Raw genomic sequence first — 20707 nt, forward strand, 5'->3', positions numbered from 1 at the left:
TCGGCACGGGCCCCGCTTTCTGAAGTTCTGTCGGGCCCGGCCAAGGACCTGTCGCTGCAGCTGTCCCATGTCACCCACCGTGCCAAAGACGCCCAGGCGGGCGACGACATCGACAGGCTCTACATCGTTATCCAATAACCGCTCAAGCTGGCAATGCTAGGGCCATTTGGAAGGAACACATCATCAAAGCTTCACGGTGCCTACGGCATGATGGTCGCTACCGAGCCCGCTCGTAGCAACGTTTATCAGCCCAGCGAGGAAGCGCCCGTGCCGTCATCAGCATCACCGATAAATGTGTCCCATCGACCACGACTGGCGGACCTCAAGCCGCTCGTTCAGCCCGTGCAACCCGTCGCCAATGAGCTGCGCCCGCCGACGGACCCCAGGGTCACCCCGGCAACGCAGTTGGAAAACCGAGAGGGATACCGCAGCGATTTCCTCGGCGAGTTCATGGTGCCCTGGCCTGCCCTTGATGCCGAGCAGGCAAAGGACGCCTATTCAACAGGCAACACCGGTAACCGCCTGGATTACACCCATTTCTCTATCACGATGTCGCGGCATCGACGGTTGGCGCTCGTTGCGGGGGTCAACATCGACGGCGCCAGCAGTGTCGAAATCGACCGCAAGCGCGATGCCTGGGCCTATGACGGTCGGCTGCCCAGCGACGCACAGATCGGCGAAGCACTCTACGCCGACAACCTGTTGGATCGCGGCCACCTCGTCAGGCGCCAGGATCCGAACTGGGGACAAGAGGCACACACGGCCAATGGCGACACGTTCCACTTCACCAACTGCTCGCCGCAAATGGCGGCCTTCAATCAGAAAACCTGGTTGGAGCTTGAGGACTACATTCTCGACAACACCCGCCGGTGGAAAGGCAGAGCGACGGTGTTCACCGGGCCGCTGTTCCGTGAGGATGATCCCACCTACAGAGACGTACAAATTCCCACCGCATTCTGGAAAGTCGTGGCATTTCTCAGCGACGACGGCAAGCCATCCGCCAGCGCCTACATGATTGACCAGCAGCGGGAGCTCGGGAAACTTCAACTCGCATTCGGCGCGCTTAAAACCTACCGGCACAGCGTCGACCAGATTGAATCACTCACGGGTATTCGCTTCGGTGGCCTGGCTGACTACGATGGTTTTTCCAACGAGGAACGCCTGACGGGAACACGGATTGAAGCGGCGATTCGGGGGCCTGAGGATATCCTGCTTTGAGCGGGCCGACCGGCGCCCCGCATCGTGGGCGGTCGGTCGGGCTACGCAAGATCAGCCAGCGGTGACGGTCATGCCGCCATCGGCCATGACCACCGAACCGACCATGAAACTGGCGCGGTCGGACGCCAGGAAGGCGACCACCTCGGCGATTTCTTCCGGCTGCGCGGCGCGGCCGATAGGGGCTGCTTCACCGTGCTGGGCGAGGAACGCCGCGCCATCTTCCACCACGTCATTGAGAATATTGGTGACCACATCGCCGACACCGACCGCATTGACGCGAATGCCATGCTCGATGACTTCCAGCGCCAACGTGCGAGTCAGCTGCGCCAGTGCTCCCTTGGACGCGGTGTAGGCGGCAATGGTCGGGAAAGCAAAATAGGAGGCGTAGGAGGCAATGTTGACGATGGCCCCCGACTTGTTGGGCATCATCACCTTGACCGCCTCGCGTGAATGCAGGAACGCCGCGGTGGCGTTGACGGCCTGGATGCGTTCCCAGTCCTGGCGCGTCATGTCGACGACCAACTTGTTGATAATGATCCCGGCGTTATTGACCAGGATGTCCAGCCGGCCGAACTGCTCGACCGCCAGGCCCACCGCGCGCTCGGCGGCGCCGTCCTCGGCGATGTCGGCCACCAGCGGCACCAGCCCCGGACGGGCCAGCTCGTTGACGGCGGGGTTGATGTCCTCGGCAATCACCTTGGCGCCACGGGTATGCAGCATCAGGGCGATAGCCTTGCCAATACCGCTGGCGGCGCCGGTCACCAGCGCGGCTTTGCCTTCCACTTCGTTAGGGATGTTGTGTTTGAAATCGCTCATGGTCGTTCTCCTCGTTTACAGCCGACGAGGTATTCGCCGGCGCGCTGTCGTGATTGACGGCTTCACTGTCGCGCAACGAGGGTTAACGGGCTTTGGTGATGTTGCGGGGACTGTCGGGGTTTTGCGCGAACTTGCAAAACCAGCGGGATAGGCCGGGGCGACGGTGCGCCCCGGGCCTCATGCACTATGGCTTGCGCGTGACCCTCCACACGGTGTTCGCCAGGTCATCAGCAATGATCAACGCACCTCGAGGATCGACCGTCACACCGACGGGACGCCCACGGGTCTTGCCATCGGAACCGCGGAAGCCCGTGGCGAAGTCCACCGCCTCACCCGCAGGGCGACCGTCGCGGAACGGCACGAAGATCACTTTGTAGCCCACCGGCTGATCACGGTTCCAGCTGCCGTGCTCGCCGACGAATGCGCCTTCGGCGAACTGTTCGCCCATGGCGGGAATCGAGAAATCGACACCGAGCGCGGCGACGTGGGACCCGAGGCTGTAGTCGGGCTTGACCGCAGCGGCGACTTTTTGCGGATCCTGCGGTTGCGCGCGCGGGTCGACGTTCTGCCCCCAATAGCTATAGGGCCAGCCATAGAACGCGCCTTCGCGCACCGAGGTCAGGTAATCCGGCACCAGGTCGGGGCCCAACTCGTCGCGTTCGTTGACCACCGTCCACAACTGCCCGGAGCCAGGCTCGACCTTGAGCGCCGTCGGATTACGCAGACCGGTCGCGTAGGGTTTGTGGGCGCCCGTCTCGGCGTCGATCTGCCAGACCATGGCCCGGTCGATCTCAACTTCCATGCCGCGCTCGGTGACGTTGCTGTTCGAGCCTATGCCGACGTACAGCGAGCGGCCGTCGGGGCTGGCGGTCAAGGCCTTGGTCCAGTGGTGGTTGATCGCCGACGGCAGGTCGGTGACCTTGACGGGCGGACCGCTGGCCTTGGTCTGGCCGTCTGCGTAATCAAAGCGAACCAGCGCATCCTGGTTCGCCACGTACAGCTTGCCGTTGGCAAACGCCAGGCCATACGGCGCATTGAGGTTTTCGGCGAAGACCGTCTTGAGTTCGTAAGTGCCGTCGCCGTCGGCATCGCGCAACAACGTGAGGCGATTGCCGCCCTTGACCTGGGTGTTGCCCTTGGCCTTGATGACGCTGGCAATCACGTCCTTGGGCTTGAGCTTCGCGGCGTTTCCGCCACGGCCCTCGGCGACAATAATGTCGCCGTTTGGCAAGACCAACGTTTGACGCGGAATCTTCAGATCGGTCGCAATGGCAGTGATGTCGTAGCCTTGGGGCACCGTCGGCTTCTGGTCTCCCCACGCCACCGGCTCGGCGATTTTCATGCTGGGCAACAGGCCACGCTGGGGCTCGGGCAATTTAGGGTCGGGACCCAGTGCCTGGGTCGCGTCCCCTTCTCCTCCGCAAGCGCTCAGCAGCAGCGCCATGCTCAAGGCAGTCAATGCGATGCGCGGTTTCATTGCTCACCTCCCGAACGCAGGTTGGTAAGGCCGATCCACGCTGCCACGCAGGCCAGCAGCGTCGCGATGACAGACAGCACGAGGCCTTGGGGCATGATGGCCCAGGCGTCCTTGGCGTGTTCGAATGCGTTGACCAACCCGAGGACCCAAGTGACCAGCAACAGCAGGAAGTACGCCAGCGGACGCCCGGCCTTGCGTTCGGCCCGGAGCAGATTGACCAGGGCGAACACCAGCGCCAGTCCACAAAACACCAGCCCACCGGCAATCAGCCAGGAGGCGAAATTGCTCCATTGGATCTGGTAGGTCTTGAAGTAAGCGATGTCGCTCAATAGCGCACCGAGAAACAGGGGAACGGTGCCGGCCAGCAAGACCGCGTGGAGCGGTCCTGGCGTGCTTCGGTAGAGGGGATGAGCGGTAACGGTCATTGGCAACTCCTTTTCGTTCAGCGGCCCTGATCGTTATCCGGTGAGAAGGCGATCAGGGTTGCGTTGATGACGCTAGGAAAATGATCGCGCTGCCAAGGCGTTAGTTCCGATATTTTCGTTGGCCCAGGATCTTCGGCTATATCTTCACCATCAGTTCCCCCTGCGCATCCGCCACGCCATGCAGCAACTCGATCACCCAATCGATAAACACCCGTACCCGGGGCGACAGTTGTCGATGCGGTGGGTAGACCATTGAAATCGGCCATAACGGCACCGGATGGTCTTTCAGCACCTCTATCAGCCGGCCCTCGGCCAGCTGCCGTTGGACGTGATAGCGCGGCACCTGGACCAAACCGAACCCGGCTTCACAGGCCGTGACGTAGGCGTCGGCATTGTTGACGGTCAGTTCGCCCGGTAGTTGCAACTCGCGCACCTGCCCTGCGACTTCGAATTCAAATGGAAAAAATCGTCCGCCGCCGGATGCAAAGCCGATGGCCTGGTGCGCAGTCAAATCCTCCGGTCGCAGCGGCGTTCCGGCGCGAGCCAGGTAACCGGGGCTGGCGCAGGTGAGCTGGGACAAGCGCACGACTGGCCGCGCCACCAATGCCTGGTCAGTGATGTTGCCGGCGCGGATTGCGCAGTCCACGCCCTCGCGCTGCAAGTGTACTTGGCGGTCATGAAAACCGATGTCCAGTTGCAACTGCGGATAGCGCCGATAAAAGTCCGGCAGGTTCGGCACGATCCAGGTGCAGCCGAAGGCGATGGGCATGTCCACCCGCAAGGTGCCGCGAGGCTGGCTGCGTTGCGCAGACAGAGAGCCTTCGAGATCGTCCAATTCGTCCAGCAATTGGCCGCAGCGCTGGTAATAGGCTTGGCCATCGAGCGTGGCGCGCACTTGCCGCGTCGTGCGCTGCAGCAGTTGCACGCCCAGATGACCTTCGAGTTGTTGAATCAACAGGCTGACCGTGGCTCGTGGCAAGCCAAGATCATCGGCCGCCTTGCCAAAACCGCCCAATTCAACAATGCGCCGGAACACCTGCATGGCGTGTAATCGGTCCATAACGACACTCACTGTTCAGAAATCACGAATAGTTAAACCAGAACTGCCGGGTTTATCCAGAAATTCATGTACGGGACACTGGCCCTGTCATTCATTTCTTCGGAGTCAACCGCATGATCACTCGCCAACTCGGCCAAAACGGCCCACACGTCAGCGCCATCGGCCTGGGCTGCATGGGCATGTCGGACTTCTACACCACCGGGATCGACCCGCAAGAAGCCATTGCTACGCTCCACCGCGCCGTGGAGCTGGGCGTGACGCTGTTCGATACCGCCGACATGTATGGGCCTTACACCAACGAGACACTGCTCGGGCAAGCCTTGCGTGGCAAGCGTGAAGGGATCTACCTGGCGAGCAAGTTCGGCCTGGTGCGCAGCGAAGACCCCCACGCCCGGGGCGTCAACGGTCACCCCGATTACGTCCGACAGTCCGTCGACGGCAGTCTCGAGCGCCTCGATACCGATTACCTGGACCTCTATTACCAACACCGCATTGACCCGCAGGTGCCGGTCGAAGAAACGGTTGGCGCCATGGCAGAACTGGTCAAGGCCGGCAAGGTGCGCCACATCGGCCTCTCGGAAGCCAGCGCCGAGACGATCCAGCGGGCGCATGCGGTGCATCCTTTGGCGGCCGTGCAAAGCGAATACTCGCTGTGGTCCAGGGAGCCCGAGCACAACGGCGTGCTGGAAACCTGCCGGCGCCTGGGGATTGCCTTCGTCGCCTATAGCCCATTGGGTCGCGGTTTCCTGACGGGCGAACTGAAGGCCCCGGAGGATTTTGCCGCCGATGACTATCGCCGCTTCAATCCACGCTTCGAGGCCGACAATTTCTATCGCAACCTCGCGCTGGTCGAGCGAGTCAAGGCGTTGGCTGCGCAGAAAGACATCAGCGCCTCGCAATTGGCCCTGGCCTGGGTACTGGCCCAAGGGAGCAACGTGATCCCGATCCCAGGAACGAAACAGCGCAAGTACTTGGAGAGCAACGTAGCCGCGATCGGGGTTTCCCTGAGCACCGATGAATTGACTCATCTGGACGAAATTTTCGCCGCCCAAGGAGCCGTGGCGGGCGAGCGATACGACGCTCAGGTGATGACCTTGCTCGACGGCTGAACAGCAACACGGTTGAGGGGGTGAAGGTAACGGCCCGGCCTTTCCTTGCTTAACAAAAAACCTCTGCTATAGCTTAAACCCTTCACTTTCTAATGCGAGGCAAGGGAATGTCAGCTGCCAAGAAAATGAGCGTGGGGCAGCTGACCATGCTGACTGCCGTCAATATGCTAGGGTCCGGCATCGTGCTGCTGCCGACCAAGCTCGCCGAAGTGGGCGGTATTTCGATCCTTTCCTGGCTGATCACAGCCACGGGCTCGCTCGCATTGGCCTACGCCTTTGCCCGCTGCGGCATGCTCAGCCGCAAGACCGGCGGAATGGGCGGATACGCTGAATACACCTTCGGCAAGTCCGGCAACTACATCACCAACTACACCTACGGCCTTTCGCTGCTGATTGCCAACGTGGCGATCAGCATCACCGCCGTCGGCTATATCCAGACGCTCTTCAGTATCCAGCTCGACTCGCTGCAGGTCGGCCTGGCAACCATCGCATTATTGTGGCTGACCACCTTTGCCAATTTCGGCGGGGCACGCATTACCGGCAAGATTGGCGCCGTGACAGTCTGGGGCGTGATAGCCCCGGTGGTGCTGGTTTCGACGGTCGGTTGGTTCTGGTTCGACAGCAGCATCTACGCAGCCGGTTGGAACCCTCACGACATGAGCTGGTACGAAGCGGCCGGCGCTTCCGTGGCGATCACCCTCTGGGCGTTCCTGGGGTTGGAGTCGGCGTGCGCCAACGGCGACGCGGTGGAGAACCCCGAGAAAAACGTGCCGATCGCGGTCCTCGGTGGGACGCTGGGCGCTGCGGTGATCTACATCGTTTCAACCAACGTCATTGCCGGCATCGTCGACAACGCCGAGCTGGTCTCCTCCACGGCGCCGTTCGGCCTGGTCTTCGCCAAGATGTTCACGCCGCTGGTGGGGAATATCGTCATGGGCCTGATGGTCATGGCGTGTGTCGGCTCGCTGCTCGGCTGGCAGTTCACCGTTGCCCAGGTCTTCAAGAGTTCGGCGGACACCGGGTACTTCCTGCCGATCTTCGCCAAGGCCAACAAGCACGGCGTGCCGATCATCAGCATGCTGATCTTGCTGGCGATGCAGACAGCGTTGGCATTGCTGACCATCAGTCCCGACCTCGCCAAGCAATTCGATACGCTGGTGAACCTCGCCGTGGTCACCAACCTGGTGCCCTACATCCTCTCCATGGCGACGCTGGTCACCCTGCAGAAAATATCGAATGTCCCGGCCAACAAGGCTTTGCTCACGAACATTGTCGCGGGCATTGCCGCGGCCTACAGCTACCTGGCGCTCTACAGCTCGGGGGAACAGGCGTTGATGCTGGGCGGCGTGGCGGTCATCGTCGGCTATACGCTGTTCGGTTACGTCAATACCCGCCTGATCCGTCTTGAAGCGTTGAACAATAGCGTGCCGACCCAGACCGTCGCGGCGCAGCACATCGTTGGCGAGCCCATTCCCGTCAACCACCTGAAGACGGCCAACCTGGAGGCCTTGCCATGACGGAACAGCGAAATCTATTGGGGATGCTGGCCTTGCTGGTGTCCAACGCGCCAGACAAGCGCAGCGTGTTCGGTCGAGCGCTGATCCAGTTGATCAGCGATGTGGAAGACCGCGCCGTCAGTGTGCTGACCTCCGAAAACCTGAGCGATGCCAAGTCGATCCTGAGCTCCGACCCGGCGATCCAGTGTGTGCTGCTCAGTTGGGAAATAGACACCAGCGAAGACCACCGCGAATGCATCGACTTGCTCACCGCGCTGCGCGAACGCAACACCCGGGTGCCGGTCTTCCTGATCAGCGATCGCAGCACCGCCTCCAACGTACCGCTGATCGTCATGCAACATGCCGACGACTTCATCTGGCTGCCGGAAGACACCAGCCGCTTCCTCAGCGGACGGATCCTGGCCGCCATCGAGCGCTATCGCCAGGCGGTACTGCCGCCGATGTTCGGCGCCCTGCTGAAATTCGCCCGCAGCTACGAGTATTCCTGGCATACACCGGGGCATGCCGGTGGTACGGCTTTTCTGAAAAGCACGGCGGGCCGGGCGTTCTACGAGTTCTTCGGTGAAAACCTGCTGCGCTCGGACCTGTCGATTTCCGTCGGCGAACTGGGTTCGCTGCTCGACCACAGCGGCCCTATCGGCCAGGGCGAGCGCTACGCCGCCAAGGTGTTCGGCGCGCATCGCACCTACTACGTCACCAATGGCTCGTCGATGTCCAACCGGGTCATCCTCATGGCCAGCGTGACACGCGACCAGATCGCGCTGTGTGATCGCAACTGCCATAAATCCGCCGAGCACGCGATGACCCTGTCCGGGGCAATTCCGACTTACCTGGTGCCGACCCGCAACCGCTTCGGTATCATCGGCCCGATCCTGCCACAGACCCTCAGCGCCGAAGGCGTGAAGGCCGCCATCGCCAGCAATCCACTGGTCAAGAGCCACATCGACCCGACGCCGGTGCACGCCATCATCACCAACTCCACTTACGATGGCCTGACCTATAACGTCACCCGCGTCGAGGAACTGCTGGGGCAAAGTGTCGACAGGCTGCATTTCGACGAAGCCTGGTACGGCTATGCGCGGTTCAATCCGTTGTACAAGGACCGCTTTGCCATGCACGGCAGTCCGGACGATCACGACCCGTCGAAACCGACCGTGTTCGCCACCCAGTCCACGCATAAATTGCTCGCGGCGCTGTCCCAGGCCTCGATGATCCACGTGCGCAACGGGCGTAACCCGATTCCTCATGGGCGCTTCAACGAGTCGTACATGATGCATGCTTCCACCTCGCCCAATTACGCGATCATGGCCTCGTGCGATGTCAGCTCGGCGATGATGGAGGCGCCCAGCGGGCAGATCCTGACCAGCGAAGCGATCGAGGAAGCCGTCGCCTTCCGCCAGGTCATCTCGCATATGCAAAGCGAGATGTTCAGCCATGACGACTGGTTCTTCTCCTGCTGGCAAACGCCATCGGTGCAGGTGGATGGACGGGCGATACCGTTTCACGAGGTCGATCCGGCCAGGCTCAAGGCTGATCCGAGTTGCTGGGTCCTTCACCCCAATGAGGTCTGGCACGGCTTCGGTGACATTGAAGACGGCTACTGCATGCTCGATCCGATCAAGGTCTCGGTCCTCAGCCCCGGAATGGGCGATGACGGCAACCTGCTGGACTTCGGCATTCCGGCGTGTGTGCTCAGCGCCTACTTGGGCACCCAGGGTATCGTGGTCGAGAAAACCACCGACTTCACCATCCTGTTCCTGTTTTCCATCGGCATCACCAAAGGCAAATGGGGCACCTTGGTCAACGCCCTGCTCGACTTCAAGCGCGACTACGATGAGAACCTGGAACTGGAGATGTGCCTGCCCGACTTGCTGAGTGCCAACCAGCAACGCTACGCAGGCATGGGTCTCAAGGACCTGGCTGAAGAGATCTTCGCCGCCATGAAAAAAACCAGGACCACCGCCGCCATGGCCCAGGCCTTCGGCATGCTGCCCAAGGCGCAGTTCAGCCCGGTGGAGGCGTATGAAAAACTGGTCAGGAACGAGATCGAAACAGTGACCTTGGACGAAGCCGCCGGCCGGATCGCGGCAACGGGAATCGTCCCGTACCCGCCGGGAATTCCCCTGCTGATGCCAGGGGAAAACGCAGGACCTGCGGACGGGCCGATACTGACCTACCTCAAGGCGTTGGAAAACTTTGACCGCTCATTCCCCGGCTTCACCCATGACACCCATGGGATTGAGAACGAGTCAGGCGTCTATCAGCTGCTGGTACTGAAACAGGACGCGGCCGGCCAGTGATCGATTGGCTGAACCAATGGCTCAGGCGGGGATCAGCCCTGCCTCTTGGTAACTCAGGATCAGGTCGTCGAACAGACGGATATCCAAACGCGTCCTGGCAATCAGCTGGGCACCGGCGACGGCGGTATAAATGGCCAGGGCGCGTCGTCCACACTTCTCCGCGCTGCCTGTTCCGGCGTCTGCCAACACTTCGGCCAGCCATGCCGCGTTAGCGTCTGCGAACGCCTTGACCTCACGCTTCACCTGCTCCGGCAGGCTTTCATGTTCGGCCGCCATGAAGCTCGACAGGCAAAGCCGGTTGCCATTCTCCAGCGACGTGCGAAAAATCGATGGATACAGCTGCAGGCAACGATTCGCGTCGGGGTTTGCGTCACGAATCGCCTTCAGGGCTGCCGCTGCGTCCTGCCAGTATCGTTCAGCCACTGCGGCGCCAAGCTCGGCCTTGCTTGGGAAGTGGTAGTAGATACTTGCGTTCTTGATCCCCACCGCCTCGGCAATGCTTCGAAAGTTGATGCCGCTGTATCCGTGTGTCTGCGCAGCGCTTTTGGCCGCTGACAAGATGGCTTCCCGAGCATTTTCGCTCACCTCGTGACTCCTCGCTCTGGTTGCGTAATGGAGCCAATTCTACCCGTCAGAATTTTACCTGCCAAGTGACAGGTAGGGATTGACACGCAGGAATTCGTCGGCCAATCTTTTACCTACCAATTGACAGGCAGGTGCTCAGCTCATGACCGCTACCCATCCTCACCTCGACACCCAGGCGCTACCCATGATGAAAATCCACGACTGGTTCGACGGCCCTTATCCAGCGCGCGTGCGCATCGCCCTGGCAGAAAAAGGCCTGCTCTCCAAGACCGAGTTCGTTTCGGTCAATCTATGGACCGGCGAGCACAAGAAGCCGGAATTCCTGACCATCAACTATTCAGGAACATTACCGGTCCTGGAGTTGGACGACGGGACGTTGATCGCCGAGTGCACAGCAATTACCCAGTATGTGGACGCCTTGGTGGGCAGCCCTTCCCTGACGGGCGAAACTCCTTTGGAGAAAGGCCTTATCCATATGATGACCAAGCGCGCTGAAATCGAATTTCTCGATGCTGTCAGCGTGTACTTTCACCACGCGACACCAGGCCTGGGCCCGGACGTCGAGCTGTACCAAAACCCCGAATGGGGCAACCGGATGCGAGACAAAGCAATCAGGGGGATGCGTTATTTCGATGAGCTCCTGCAACAGCGACCCTATATCGCTGGCGAGAGTTTTTCGATGGCGGACATCGCGGTACTGGGCGGGATGATCTTCGCTTCGCTGGTCAAACTGCCGGTGCCCGATGAATGCGTTGCCTTGCTTGAATGGCATGCCAGGATGCAAGAACGACCCAGTGTCCAGCAGTGGCGAGCCATGGTGGAGCGCGGCGCGCCGCTACGTTGAGCAAGAACGGAAGTCGCCGGTTCACGCCAACAGCTCGCTGATCCAGCGGACCTGAAGAGCCATATCCTGAACCTTTTCCTCGGCCACGGCCTGCTGCGCCTGGGCAAAACTGACCAAGGTCTTTTGCTTCAGCCGTAGCAGGCGCTGCCACTTGGCCAGGAAAACCGGGCTTCGGGCCTGTAGTTGCAACGGGCCGAAGTACAGCTCTTCGGCGGTGTATGCCACCGGCCCGTCGCGCTCGGCGACGATGATTTCGTAGTAGAAGCGCTTCTCTCGCAGCACTTCCTCGCTCACGATGCGGTAATCGTTGTCCATCAACCATTGACGCAGTGGCTGCTCGCCGCCGTTGGGTTGCAGGATCAAACGTTCCCGGCCACTCAAGCGGCCCTTACCAGCGTCGAGAATGTCGCGAATCGTCTCGCCGCCCATGCCGCACAGACTGATCGCCGTGATGCCGTCCCCAGGCTCGATGGCCGCCAGGCCGTTGGCCAGGCGCACGCTGATTTTCGCGTCCAGTCCGCTTTCGCGCACCGCGCGTTCGGCCGAGCGGAACGGCGTCACTGCCACCTCGCCAGCCAGCGCCGCCGTGATTACGCCACGGTTGATCAATGCTACCGGCAGGTAACCATGGTCCGAGCCGATGTCGGCCAGGCGTGCCCCTGCCGGCACATGCCTCGCCACGCGCTCCAGGCGCATGGACAACGTTTGTTCGTTCACACTTCCAACCTTTTCAACGGCAGCAAAATAGACGCGAGGACTCCCCGGCTAGCCAATTGTGCCAGAGCCTGATTTACGACGTCCCACAGTGAATGCATCTGGCTGATTCTCCCCAGGCAACTGAGGGACCGTTCTCATAACGGCGCCACAGCCGACGTCAGCCATTTGATTGGGTCTATGCTTGTATTGGGTTCGCATAAGAACAGCGGACCACCCATCGGGAGAACATGTGAAGTATTCGATGCCTGCCGCAGCGCTGCTTTGTCTATTGCTCGGCTCAGCGAACGCAGCCGAGCCCTATCAAGTCGTGACCGAGGAATGGGCTCCCTACAACTACATGGAAAACAATCAGCTCACCGGCATGACCACGGAAATTGTCCGGGCCATCATGACGCTGACCGGAGACGACTTCGAAATATCGTTGCAACCGAGCATGCGCGCCACGCAGATATTGAAGAACCGGCCCAAGACCATCATGTATTCGTTGTTCCGTACACCGGAGCGCGAACCGTTGTACAAGTGGGTCGGGCCACTCGTCGAAGAATCCATCCACGCCTATCAACTGTCCAGTTCGCCGCCGATCAACTCCCTGGAGCAGTTACTGCGGGCCCCGCAGGTCACCACGCGGCATGCCGGCCTGGTGCCCCAGATGCTGCAATCACTGGGTTTCAATAACCTGGACAAAAGCGCAACCGAAAGCAAACTGCTCTACCGCATGCTGCTGGCCGGGCGAACCAACATCATTGTCGGCGACACCGCTGCGGGAGTGGCTTACTACAGTCGGCAGTTGAGCATCGCCCCCGGCACCCTGCGCAAAATCCCCATCGAGCTTTATCGCTCCTCGCTGTACATCGCTTTCAACACTGGCAGTGACGACGAACTGATCGCCGCATGGACCCGCGCGTTGGAGCAACTGCGCCAGTCCGGTGAACTGGCGCGCATCCAGCGGCGCTATGAACAACCGACCCAACAGTAGAAAACAGGCCTGGCCTCAAGGCTCGTCGCCTATCCGTCTTACCCGGTGACAATCCCAGGATTGGACCTTCTGGCCGCTCGAGGAGCGAACCTCGATCGGCATCAGCGGCTGTCCGGATGCGTTGTCCAACAGCTCCGAACGCGTCTCTTGCGGCGCGAACAGGAACCGCTCGCCCCACTGCCTCAAGCTGACCACGACCGGGAAGATCTCCTGTCCTTTTTCCGTCAGGACATACTCCTTGTAGGCGCTTCCATCCGAGGCAGGTCGCACGGCGAACACGCCGACCTCGACCAAGGCTTTCAGGCGCGACGCCAAGATGTTCTTGGCCACGCCAAGGTTCTTCTGGAACTCACTGAATCGGCGGATGCCATCGAAGGCATCGCGAATGATCATCAGCGACCAGCGATCGCCAATGACCTCCAAGGTCCGGGAGACCGGGCACTCGCTGTTATGTGATGGAGCATCTTTCAACATCATGTCTGGCCTGCACTTGGTCAAAGTAGTTGCAATTTAAAACCTGAACGAGCAAAAATCCATTCAGGTATTCAATTGCAACCAGATTACACCATGGAGGCGCGCATGACCGCATACACCGACGTGAACCGAGGCTTGTCAGCAACGCTCACTTTACTGTTTTCAGTCACGTGCGCCCTCGCTGTCGCCAACGTCTACTTCGCGCAACCCTTGCTCGCCTCGATAGCGCAAAGCCTGGACGTCGCCCCCGGGTTGATCGGTATGGTGGTAACGGCGACTCAGATCGGATACGCGATCGGACTGCTGTTCATCGTACCGCTGGGGGACAAGGTCAATCCCCGGAAACTGATTTTGACGCTCGTTGCGCTGTCTGTGGTTGCGTTGGCGGCGGTCGGCGCATCACGCCATTGGTGGGTCCTGCTGGGCGCCATGATCGTGACGGGGCTATTGGCAGTGGTCGTCCAGGTGCTGGTCGCGTACGCCGCCACGCTGTCGGCGCCATCGCAACGCGGGCAGGCGGTGGGCACTATTACCAGCGCGATTGTGCTGGGCATTCTTCTGGCACGGTTTACCTCAGGATTGATTGCCGACCTGGCAGGCTGGCGTGCGGTTTATTTCGTGTCCTCGGGGCTGATGCTGCTCATCGCCGCGGTGTTCTGCAAAGTGATTCCTGCCACAACGTCGCCCCGCCACCGACAATCCTACCCTGCGCTGATCGGGTCGATGTTCAAGCTGTTCTTGACCGAACCGGCCTTGCGAATCAGGGGTCTGTTCGCCTTGCTGATCTTCGCCGCCTTTTCCGTGTTGTGGACCGCCATGGTCCTACCGTTGAGCGCCCCGCCGCTGTCACTTTCCCACACCGCTATCGGCCTGTTTGGCCTGGCCGGTGTCGCCGGTGCCCTGGCGGCCAGGAGAGCCGGTCGCTGGGCCGACCGAGGTTTCGGACGACGTGTAACCGGCCTGTCGCTGGGGCTCTTGGTGCTGTCCTGGCTGCCTATCGCCTTTGCCGAAAGCTCGCTGGTGGCCTTGGTCTGCGGGGTGATCTTGCTCGACTTCGCCGTGCAAGCCGTGCACGTCACCAACCAAAGCCTTATTTTCGCCGCCCGCCCCGACGCACAAAGTCGCATGGTCGGCGCCTACATGTGGTTCTACTCGATCGGCAGCGCGCTCGGGGCTGCCGCCGCCACTCAGGTGTATGCGCTTTGGGGCTGGACGGCGGTCAGTCTGCTAGGAGGGTCGATCAGTGCGCTGGCGTTGGCTTTGTGGGGTATTTCGATTCATATGTCGGGCCGCCCCTCGGCGATGCTACAGTCGCGCACCAACAACGAGGGAACGCCATGCGCATCATCGGAACGGCTCTAATCATCGCACTGCTGACGGGATGCGCGACCGCCAACGAAACCTTTGGCACCGGCGGCCTTTGCGGTGTCAGCCCTTATTGCGGCGTGTATTTCGATTACCAGGTGCTCAAGGAGGCGGTGACAGAGGATAACTCAACGTTCGCCAGTGCATTCGCGCCGTTCGCGGCCATCGACCTGCCCTTGAGTTTCGTCGCCGATACGCTGATCCTGCCCTACACCATTTTTCACATGAGACCGTCCGAGGAATAAAGGCGATTGGCGCGACGAACATTCAGCTGCCAAGCGCGCCCTGCGCAAGCAACCATTCACTGAACGCCCGCACCGCCGGCTGCCGCTCTCGCCCGGGCACACACACCAAGGTGTAACGCGCGCCCGCGAGGCGAATCTCCGGGCGATAGGCGATCAACTGGCCGCGCGCGACAGCTTCGGCAACCAGTACCTGGCTGGCCAACACCAATCCGTGTCCGACGATGGCTGCCTGCAGGGCATGCTGTTCCTCGTCATAACGCCGCAGACGGGCGCTCTCCAACCAATCGCCAATGCCGGCCTTGGCGCACCAGGCCGGCCAATCGACCGTGACGGCGGAGCTGCTCAACCACGGCACATCGATCAATTCAACGGGCGCCCCCGTAGCAGGCGGTTGCCAGTCGGGACGACAATACACGCCGAAATACTCATCCAGCAGTGGCTGCTCGACCAGTTGCGGATCAGGTTTGAACAGGGCGCGAATCGCCAGGTCGATGCTCGCGTCACGCCGCAGGTCCACCACCTCGTTACTGCTGTGCAGCCGGACGCTGATGTCCGGGTGCAAGCGATAAAACCCTGCGAGCCGTGGGATCAACCACAGGCTGGCGAAGGCCGGCGTGGTGCTCACCACCAGCGATTGCGCCACGCAGGACGGGGACAACACTTGCAGGCCCTGCTGGATATCGAGCAACGCCCGGTGGACGTAGGTGTGCAGGCGCTCACCATCGGCGCTCAGGCGAACGCTTTGGCTGGAGCGTTCGAACAGGCGCACGCCCAGTAAAATTTCGAGATTCTTGATCTGATGGGAGATCGCCGCGGCGCTGATGTTCAGCTCTTGGGCGGCAGCCTTGAAACTGCCTAGCCGTGCGGCAGACTCGAAGCCGCGCAAGGCGGTAAGGGGCAATTTGGCAAACATGGGCGCAAGCGTTACTCACGTTGAGCGAGGCTCAATTTAGCTCAATTGTGCGCGCACGCTCAACTCGCGAGGCTGTGCTCCTGCCCCCAAGATCCGGAGACTACCGATGCAAGGCGCACCTCGCAAAATCCTCCAGGCCATACTCTACGAAGCGGGCGGTGTCCTGTTCGTGGCACCGGCGCTGACGCTGATCTACCAGCAAGGCATGGGTTATTCCACCTTGCTGTCCTTGGTGATATCTGCCGTCGCGCTGGGCTGGAACATGCTATTCAACAGCGCGTTCGAATGGTGGGAGCGCCGCCAGCACAACCGTCAGCGCAACTGGCAACGGCGGTTGTTGCACTCCTTGGGGTTCGAAGGCGGTTTGACGCTGATCCTTACTCCGGTGATTGCCGCGTGGCTAGGCATCAGCCTGTGGCTGGCGCTGGTAACCAATCTGGGATTGTTTGTGTTTTTCTTCTTTTACTCGCTGGTTTTTCAATGGGGATTCGATCGGGTGTTCGATGTCCCGCTGTCGGCGCAGTCTGGATAGACCTCGACATCCAAAGCCAACGCCACGTGATAGCGTGCTGCCCTACAGCCGAAAGCGCTGCTGGATGGCCTGGCCAAGCAAGTCCACCGCTTCATCGTCGCGGGACGCCTGGGATCGCATGAACACCACGTCGTGGTCCGGGATCACCGGCAGCTCATCAAGGATCCGCATGTTTTCCGTCACCCGACCGCGGTCGATCAGGCTGATCGCCAACCCGGCCTCCACGCAGGCCTTGACGGCCTGGTTGGAAGGGCTTTCGAGGACGATTCGCACCTTGCGCCCGCTTTGCCGGAGCGCTTGCAGCATGACCTGTCGGTAAGGGCATTGCGCCGCGTGCACGGCCAGCGCCAGCGGCTCGGTCAAATTCGCCGTCGCGTGAAGCGCCGCGACCCAGACCGGTGTCGTGGTGACGAGGAACTCAACCTCAGCGTTGCGCGGGTCCTTCGGCTGGGTGAGCACGGCGGCCTGGAGCTTGCCGCGCTGGACCTGCTCACGCAGGGCATAGCTGGGGGCGGTCTTGAGCTCCAGAATGACGTTCGGCCAGGCTGCGGTGAACGTTGGGACGATGTCGCGGATGACATGGCCGGCGTATTCGTCGGGCACCCCCAAGGTGATCCGTCCCGCCAGCCGCGTGCCGTGCAAGTCGGCCAACACCCGGTCATGGGTCGTGAGCAGTTCCGTCGTGGAAACGAGCAGGCGCTTGCCCAACGCGGTCAGGGAGACCGCTTGATTGTCACGGTCCAGCAGCCGGCCACCGGCGACCGCTTCCAGTCGCTGGATGTGCACGCTGACCGCCGCCGGGCTCTTGTGAAGTTGCTGCGCGGCAGCGCTGAATTTGCCTATTCGCGCGACCGCATGAAAGGTTCGTATCAGCTCGATATCCAGTATGGCTGCCATGATTCATCCTTCGTGAACGACTACTGCAAGATATTTTGATTTATTAGATTAGCCGGCTTTCGTAGCCTGTGACCATGAACTCGCCTAAATCGATCACTTGCCCTGCCACGCCCAGCTTGTATTGGCTGATTCCGTTGCCCTTGCTGGAAGCGGCGCTGGTCCTGGCCTGGAGCTCAGGCTTCGTCGGCGCGCGCTTCTCCATCGATTACGCGCCGCCGTTGCTCGTGGTGTTCTGGCGCTGCGTCCTGGTCACGCTGATCCTGTTTCCCTTCGTCGTCGGCCAGCTGCGACGAATCCCCTTCGCCGCATTCTTGAAGAACGCCGGTATCGGCCTGCTAGCGATGGCGGGTTATCTGGCCGGTATCACCCAAGGCATCGCCCTGGGTGTTCCGGCAGGCCTGGCCGCGCTGTTTGCCGACTTGCTGCCGATAGGCCTGGCACTGTTGGCTGCCGGCGTGCTGGGACAGCGTTTGGCGCCGGCAGTCTGGGCGGGCTTGGCCATCGGCCTGAGCGGTGTTGCCCTCGGCACCCAAGGCGCGTTGGCCTGGGGCGACGCGCCTTTGTGGGCTTATGGGTTGCCGTTGCTCGGCATGCTCTCGCTCGCTGCTGCGACCTTGTGGCAAAAGCAGCTTCCGGCCTCGCAATCGATTGGCCTGCTGCCCAATCTCTGGCTGCAATGTTGCGTCAGCGGCCTGGCGTTCGCGCTTATCGAGGGCGTACAGGGCAGCCTCGCGCCGATACCCAGTACTGGCTTTGTGCTGAGCGTCGTATGGACGGCGGGGTTGTCGACGATGGGCGGATACGGGCTCTATTGGTTGTGCCTGCGCCGGGCGACAGCCACCCGTGTCGCCAGCGTTCTCTACCTGAGCCCGCCCATTACGATGCTGTGGGCCTGGGCAATGTTCGACGAGCCGTTGTCGTGGCTCATGGCGCTGGGGATGGCGGTGTCTGCCGTCGGCATCTGGATGGTGATGCGTGATGAAGCCCGCGGTCGACGCAGCGCCACCGCCGCGCGTTAAACCTCCAGCACCAAAGGCTCACTGCCCTCGGCCGGTACCGCGCAACAAATCAGCACTTCGCCGTCGGCGACCGGCTCGGCGGGCTGGGTCAGGTAATGCACCTGGCCTTGGGTCATGCGGGTTCTACAGGTGCCACAGGAACCGCCGCGGCAACTGAATTCCGGGTTCAGGCCCCGGGCCTCGGCCAACTCCAGCAGCGTCCCGCTACCCGGCTCCCAGCGCGCTTCCTTGGCCGAGCTGGCGAACAGCACTTTCACCGTTTCACTCGCCGCGGGCACCTGCTCGGCCACGGGCATTCGAACCTCGATATCGCGCACCAGCGTGGAGGGGCCAAAGGTTTCCGCATGGATGCGATCATCGGAAATGCGCAGCTTGCGCAGGCCGTCATACAGCGCCTGGGTAAAGCCGCCCGGCCCGCACAAATAGAAGTCGTAGTCGTCCAGCGGCAGCCATTGCTTGAGCAGCGCCACATCGATTCTGCCGGACACGTCGTAACCTTGCCCGGCGCTGCCGTCGGTGGGCGGTTGGCTGACCACGCGCAACACCCGCAACTTGTCACCGGCACGGGCCGCCAGCTCGTCGATCTCTTTGCGAAAGGCCAGATCGGCCACGTGACGGGCGCTTTGTACCAGCCAGACCGAACGCATGCGGCTGATGCGTTTCCCTTGGTAGACCACCTCGCGCAACATCGACAGCAACGGCGTGATGCCAACGCCCGCTGCCAGTAGTACCAACGGGCGGCGCTCGATGGGGTCGACGGTGAAGTGGCCTTGGGGCGCCCGCGCCTCAATTTCATGGGCCGCCTGAACCTGTTCATGCAAGTGCGAAGACACCACGCCATCGCGCTTGACGCTAATGCGCAGGAAATCATCCGACGGCGCGCTGGACACGCTATAGGTGCGGATCGACGGAATTTTCTGCCCATCCAGCAATACTCGCACTGGCAAATGCTGTCCGGCTTCGAACCGTGGCAAACCGGCCCCGTCGGTGGTTTGCAGATAAAGGGAGCGGATGCCGGGGCTTTCATCCACCGTCCGAGTGACCTGCAGCGCACGCCATTGGGTTCGCAGGGCTTCGGCCTGCAAGCGCTCCGCGGTTTGCTCCCAACTGCCGGTCATCAGCGAATTGGGCGAGTCACCTTCGTCCTGGTCCTTCCAGCGCAACGGTATCGCTGCGGGCCGGTAGACCACGCGTTGCGGAGTAACACGCAACAACCGCTCGGCGCCCTGGAACGCGGCGATCTGCGGGTCATCCAGCAACACCTCGGCGCAACCGCTCAGTTGCAACAGGTCGCCGGTTTCAAAGTCGACGAACACCAGCCCTGCACGCGGATTCAGCAGGATATTGCCCAACGTGTTGAAAAACAGATTCCCGGAAAAATCCGGGATGGTCAGCGTCCCGTCCTCGTCCATGTGCACAAAACCGGACTTGCCGCCACGGTGTGAAGCATCGACCTGCCGTTCGCCGTCTCGGATCACGTAGGTGGCGATGTAGAACGAATCGGCCGCCGTGACCAGCCGACGAACCAAGGCATCATCCACCTCCAGTTCACGCGAGACGGCAGGTTGCTCACCGACAAAGCTGTATTGGCGCAGGTTGATGTAGCGCGGGCAGTTGCCATAGGCCTGGCTCACCGAGATCTCCAGGCCCTGGTCAAGCTCGCGGCGCACGACACCGTTCATGCGGTTACGTCGACGGGTGTGCAACTCGATACCCAGCATGCCGATGGCATCGCCCTCGCCCATGCCTTCCTGGGCTGGATCGCTCGGCTGCGGCTCGATATTGATGTGCAGCGTTTGCGGATCCGGTGAACTCATGAAGCCGGGCTGCCCGGTGCGCAGCGTCGCCCAGACATCGCCTTGACGATCCACCGCGCCCAGCACCACGAAGGGCAATTGGGCGTAGAACTCACGGTGCTGATCGGGCATCCAGGTGCGTGCCAGTTGCCGCTGGCCGACACCGGCCATCATGTCCACCGCGCCAACGGAGCGCTGCAAGGTCAACTCGCCTTCGTGCCAGGGCGAAGGTTGTGCTTTCGAGGCTTCGTTCATCGGCTACTCCTTGCGCCCCGGCTTTGCAGCTGGGTCAGTGCGCTGTGGTCAGGGAGGGTCCGTCACGCCTTAGGACAGGGCATGCGGTGGGTGAAGCCATCTTCTGCCCAAAGCCACGGCGCAGGAATACGCATGGATTGAAATCCACTGTTTCAGGAAATGGAATG

The 20707-nt window shown here is 61.4% G+C and carries 20 protein-coding genes and 1 pseudogene; 11 read left to right on the top strand and 10 right to left on the bottom strand.

All coding sequences use genetic code 11. The annotated features are described in order from the left end of the window. Positions 1-24: 24 nt before the first annotated feature. Both J3P95_RS13610 and J3P95_RS13615 read left to right on the top strand, forming a co-directional pair. Positions 25-138, top strand: a pseudogene (locus J3P95_RS13610) (hypothetical protein); the annotation flags it as partial. Positions 139-207: 69 nt separating this feature from the next. Next, positions 208-1218 (top strand): DNA/RNA non-specific endonuclease, encoded by a 1011-nt coding sequence (locus tag J3P95_RS13615; protein ID WP_434580976.1) that lies wholly within the window; start codon positions 208-210, stop codon positions 1216-1218. Positions 1219-1269: 51 nt separating this feature from the next. Here the strand turns inward: J3P95_RS13615 and J3P95_RS13620 are convergent, their stop codons facing one another. The 4 genes from J3P95_RS13620 to J3P95_RS13635 form a co-directional block, all read right to left on the bottom strand. Then, entirely contained in the window at positions 1270-2034 is a 765-nt protein-coding gene (locus tag J3P95_RS13620; protein WP_434580974.1) for an SDR family NAD(P)-dependent oxidoreductase, read from the bottom strand. 184 nt (positions 2035-2218) lie between these two features. Further along, the gene (locus J3P95_RS13625) at positions 2219-3511 is read right to left on the bottom strand and encodes a PQQ-dependent sugar dehydrogenase (RefSeq protein WP_434557358.1); all 1293 of its coding nucleotides are present in this window, start codon (positions 3509-3511) and stop codon (positions 2219-2221) included. Next, complete coding sequence (locus J3P95_RS13630; protein ID WP_434557359.1) at positions 3508-3936, bottom strand: DUF2231 domain-containing protein; 429 nt, start codon at positions 3934-3936, stop codon at positions 3508-3510. Before J3P95_RS13630 ends, J3P95_RS13625 begins: the two co-directional genes overlap by 4 nt. 136 nt (positions 3937-4072) lie before the next feature. After that, entirely contained in the window at positions 4073-4996 is a 924-nt protein-coding gene (locus tag J3P95_RS13635; RefSeq protein WP_434557360.1) for a LysR family transcriptional regulator, read from the bottom strand. Between the two features lie 113 nt (positions 4997-5109). On the opposite strand from J3P95_RS13635, the gene J3P95_RS13640 reads away from it, so the two are divergent. From J3P95_RS13640 to J3P95_RS13650, 3 genes are all read left to right on the top strand, one after another. Next, entirely contained in the window at positions 5110-6105 is a 996-nt protein-coding gene (locus J3P95_RS13640) for an aldo/keto reductase (RefSeq protein WP_434580971.1), read from the top strand. 107 nt (positions 6106-6212) lie between these two features. Continuing rightward, positions 6213-7622, top strand: coding sequence for a putrescine-ornithine antiporter (gene potE, locus J3P95_RS13645; RefSeq protein ID WP_434580969.1), 1410 nt, complete (start codon positions 6213-6215; stop codon positions 7620-7622). Further along, positions 7619-9922 carry an Orn/Lys/Arg decarboxylase N-terminal domain-containing protein gene (locus J3P95_RS13650; RefSeq protein ID WP_434580967.1) on the top strand — a complete coding sequence of 768 codons (2304 nt, stop codon included), beginning with the start codon at positions 7619-7621 and terminating at the stop codon, positions 9920-9922. Before potE ends, J3P95_RS13650 begins: the two co-directional genes overlap by 4 nt. 21 nt (positions 9923-9943) lie before the next feature. On the opposite strand, the gene J3P95_RS13655 is transcribed toward J3P95_RS13650, so the two are convergent. Continuing rightward, positions 9944-10507, bottom strand: coding sequence for a TetR/AcrR family transcriptional regulator (locus J3P95_RS13655; RefSeq protein WP_434625734.1), 564 nt, complete (start codon positions 10505-10507; stop codon positions 9944-9946). A 187-nt stretch (positions 10508-10694) separates the two neighbouring features. On the opposite strand from J3P95_RS13655, the gene J3P95_RS13660 reads away from it, so the two are divergent. Then, positions 10695-11351: a glutathione S-transferase gene (locus tag J3P95_RS13660; protein ID WP_434581208.1), complete on the top strand. Its 657-nt coding sequence runs from the start codon at positions 10695-10697 to the stop codon at positions 11349-11351. Between the two features lie 21 nt (positions 11352-11372). On the opposite strand, the gene J3P95_RS13665 is transcribed toward J3P95_RS13660, so the two are convergent. Beyond that, a complete protein-coding gene (locus tag J3P95_RS13665) occupies positions 11373-12068 on the bottom strand; it encodes a tRNA (adenine(22)-N(1))-methyltransferase (protein WP_434557364.1) in 696 nt (231 codons plus the stop codon). Between the two features lie 241 nt (positions 12069-12309). Between J3P95_RS13665 and J3P95_RS13670 the strand changes: the two genes are divergently transcribed. Continuing rightward, entirely contained in the window at positions 12310-13044 is a 735-nt protein-coding gene (locus J3P95_RS13670) for a substrate-binding periplasmic protein (RefSeq protein ID WP_434581206.1), read from the top strand. Positions 13045-13059: 15 nt separating this feature from the next. Here the strand turns inward: J3P95_RS13670 and J3P95_RS13675 are convergent, their stop codons facing one another. Then, positions 13060-13518 (bottom strand): winged helix-turn-helix transcriptional regulator, encoded by a 459-nt coding sequence (locus J3P95_RS13675; protein WP_434581204.1) that lies wholly within the window; start codon positions 13516-13518, stop codon positions 13060-13062. Positions 13519-13623: 105 nt separating this feature from the next. On the opposite strand from J3P95_RS13675, the gene J3P95_RS13680 reads away from it, so the two are divergent. Further along, on the top strand, positions 13624-14880 hold the full coding sequence (locus J3P95_RS13680) for an MFS transporter (RefSeq protein WP_434580965.1): 1257 nt from the start codon (positions 13624-13626) through the stop codon (positions 14878-14880). Then, on the top strand, positions 14856-15128 hold the full coding sequence (locus J3P95_RS13685; RefSeq protein WP_186642823.1) for a YceK/YidQ family lipoprotein: 273 nt from the start codon (positions 14856-14858) through the stop codon (positions 15126-15128). The genes J3P95_RS13680 and J3P95_RS13685 overlap by 25 nt, the downstream gene beginning before the upstream one ends. Positions 15129-15150: 22 nt before the next feature. Here J3P95_RS13685 and J3P95_RS13690 read toward each other — a convergent pair whose 3' ends face one another. Continuing rightward, positions 15151-16041 carry a LysR substrate-binding domain-containing protein gene (locus tag J3P95_RS13690; RefSeq protein ID WP_434580962.1) on the bottom strand — a complete coding sequence of 297 codons (891 nt, stop codon included), beginning with the start codon at positions 16039-16041 and terminating at the stop codon, positions 15151-15153. Positions 16042-16147: 106 nt separating this feature from the next. Here J3P95_RS13690 and J3P95_RS13695 point away from each other — a divergent pair, with 106 nt between their 5' ends. Further along, positions 16148-16573 carry a PACE efflux transporter gene (locus J3P95_RS13695; RefSeq protein WP_434580960.1) on the top strand — a complete coding sequence of 142 codons (426 nt, stop codon included), beginning with the start codon at positions 16148-16150 and terminating at the stop codon, positions 16571-16573. Between the two features lie 42 nt (positions 16574-16615). On the opposite strand, the gene J3P95_RS13700 is transcribed toward J3P95_RS13695, so the two are convergent. Further along, complete coding sequence (locus tag J3P95_RS13700) at positions 16616-17470, bottom strand: LysR family transcriptional regulator (protein WP_434557368.1); 855 nt, start codon at positions 17468-17470, stop codon at positions 16616-16618. A gap of 74 nt (positions 17471-17544) precedes the next feature. On the opposite strand from J3P95_RS13700, the gene J3P95_RS13705 reads away from it, so the two are divergent. After that, complete coding sequence (locus J3P95_RS13705) at positions 17545-18489, top strand: DMT family transporter (protein ID WP_434557369.1); 945 nt, start codon at positions 17545-17547, stop codon at positions 18487-18489. Here the strand turns inward: J3P95_RS13705 and J3P95_RS13710 are convergent. Then, positions 18486-20540: a 2Fe-2S iron-sulfur cluster-binding protein gene (locus tag J3P95_RS13710; protein WP_434580956.1), complete on the bottom strand. Its 2055-nt coding sequence runs from the start codon at positions 20538-20540 to the stop codon at positions 18486-18488. The two genes, J3P95_RS13705 and J3P95_RS13710, sit on opposite strands and share 4 nt — an antisense overlap. Positions 20541-20707: the final 167 nt, after the last annotated feature.

The sequence above is a fragment of the Pseudomonas sp. Z5-35 genome (genome assembly GCF_051131945.1).
In the GTDB taxonomy this organism is placed as follows: domain Bacteria; phylum Pseudomonadota; class Gammaproteobacteria; order Pseudomonadales; family Pseudomonadaceae; genus Aquipseudomonas; species Aquipseudomonas marvdashtae.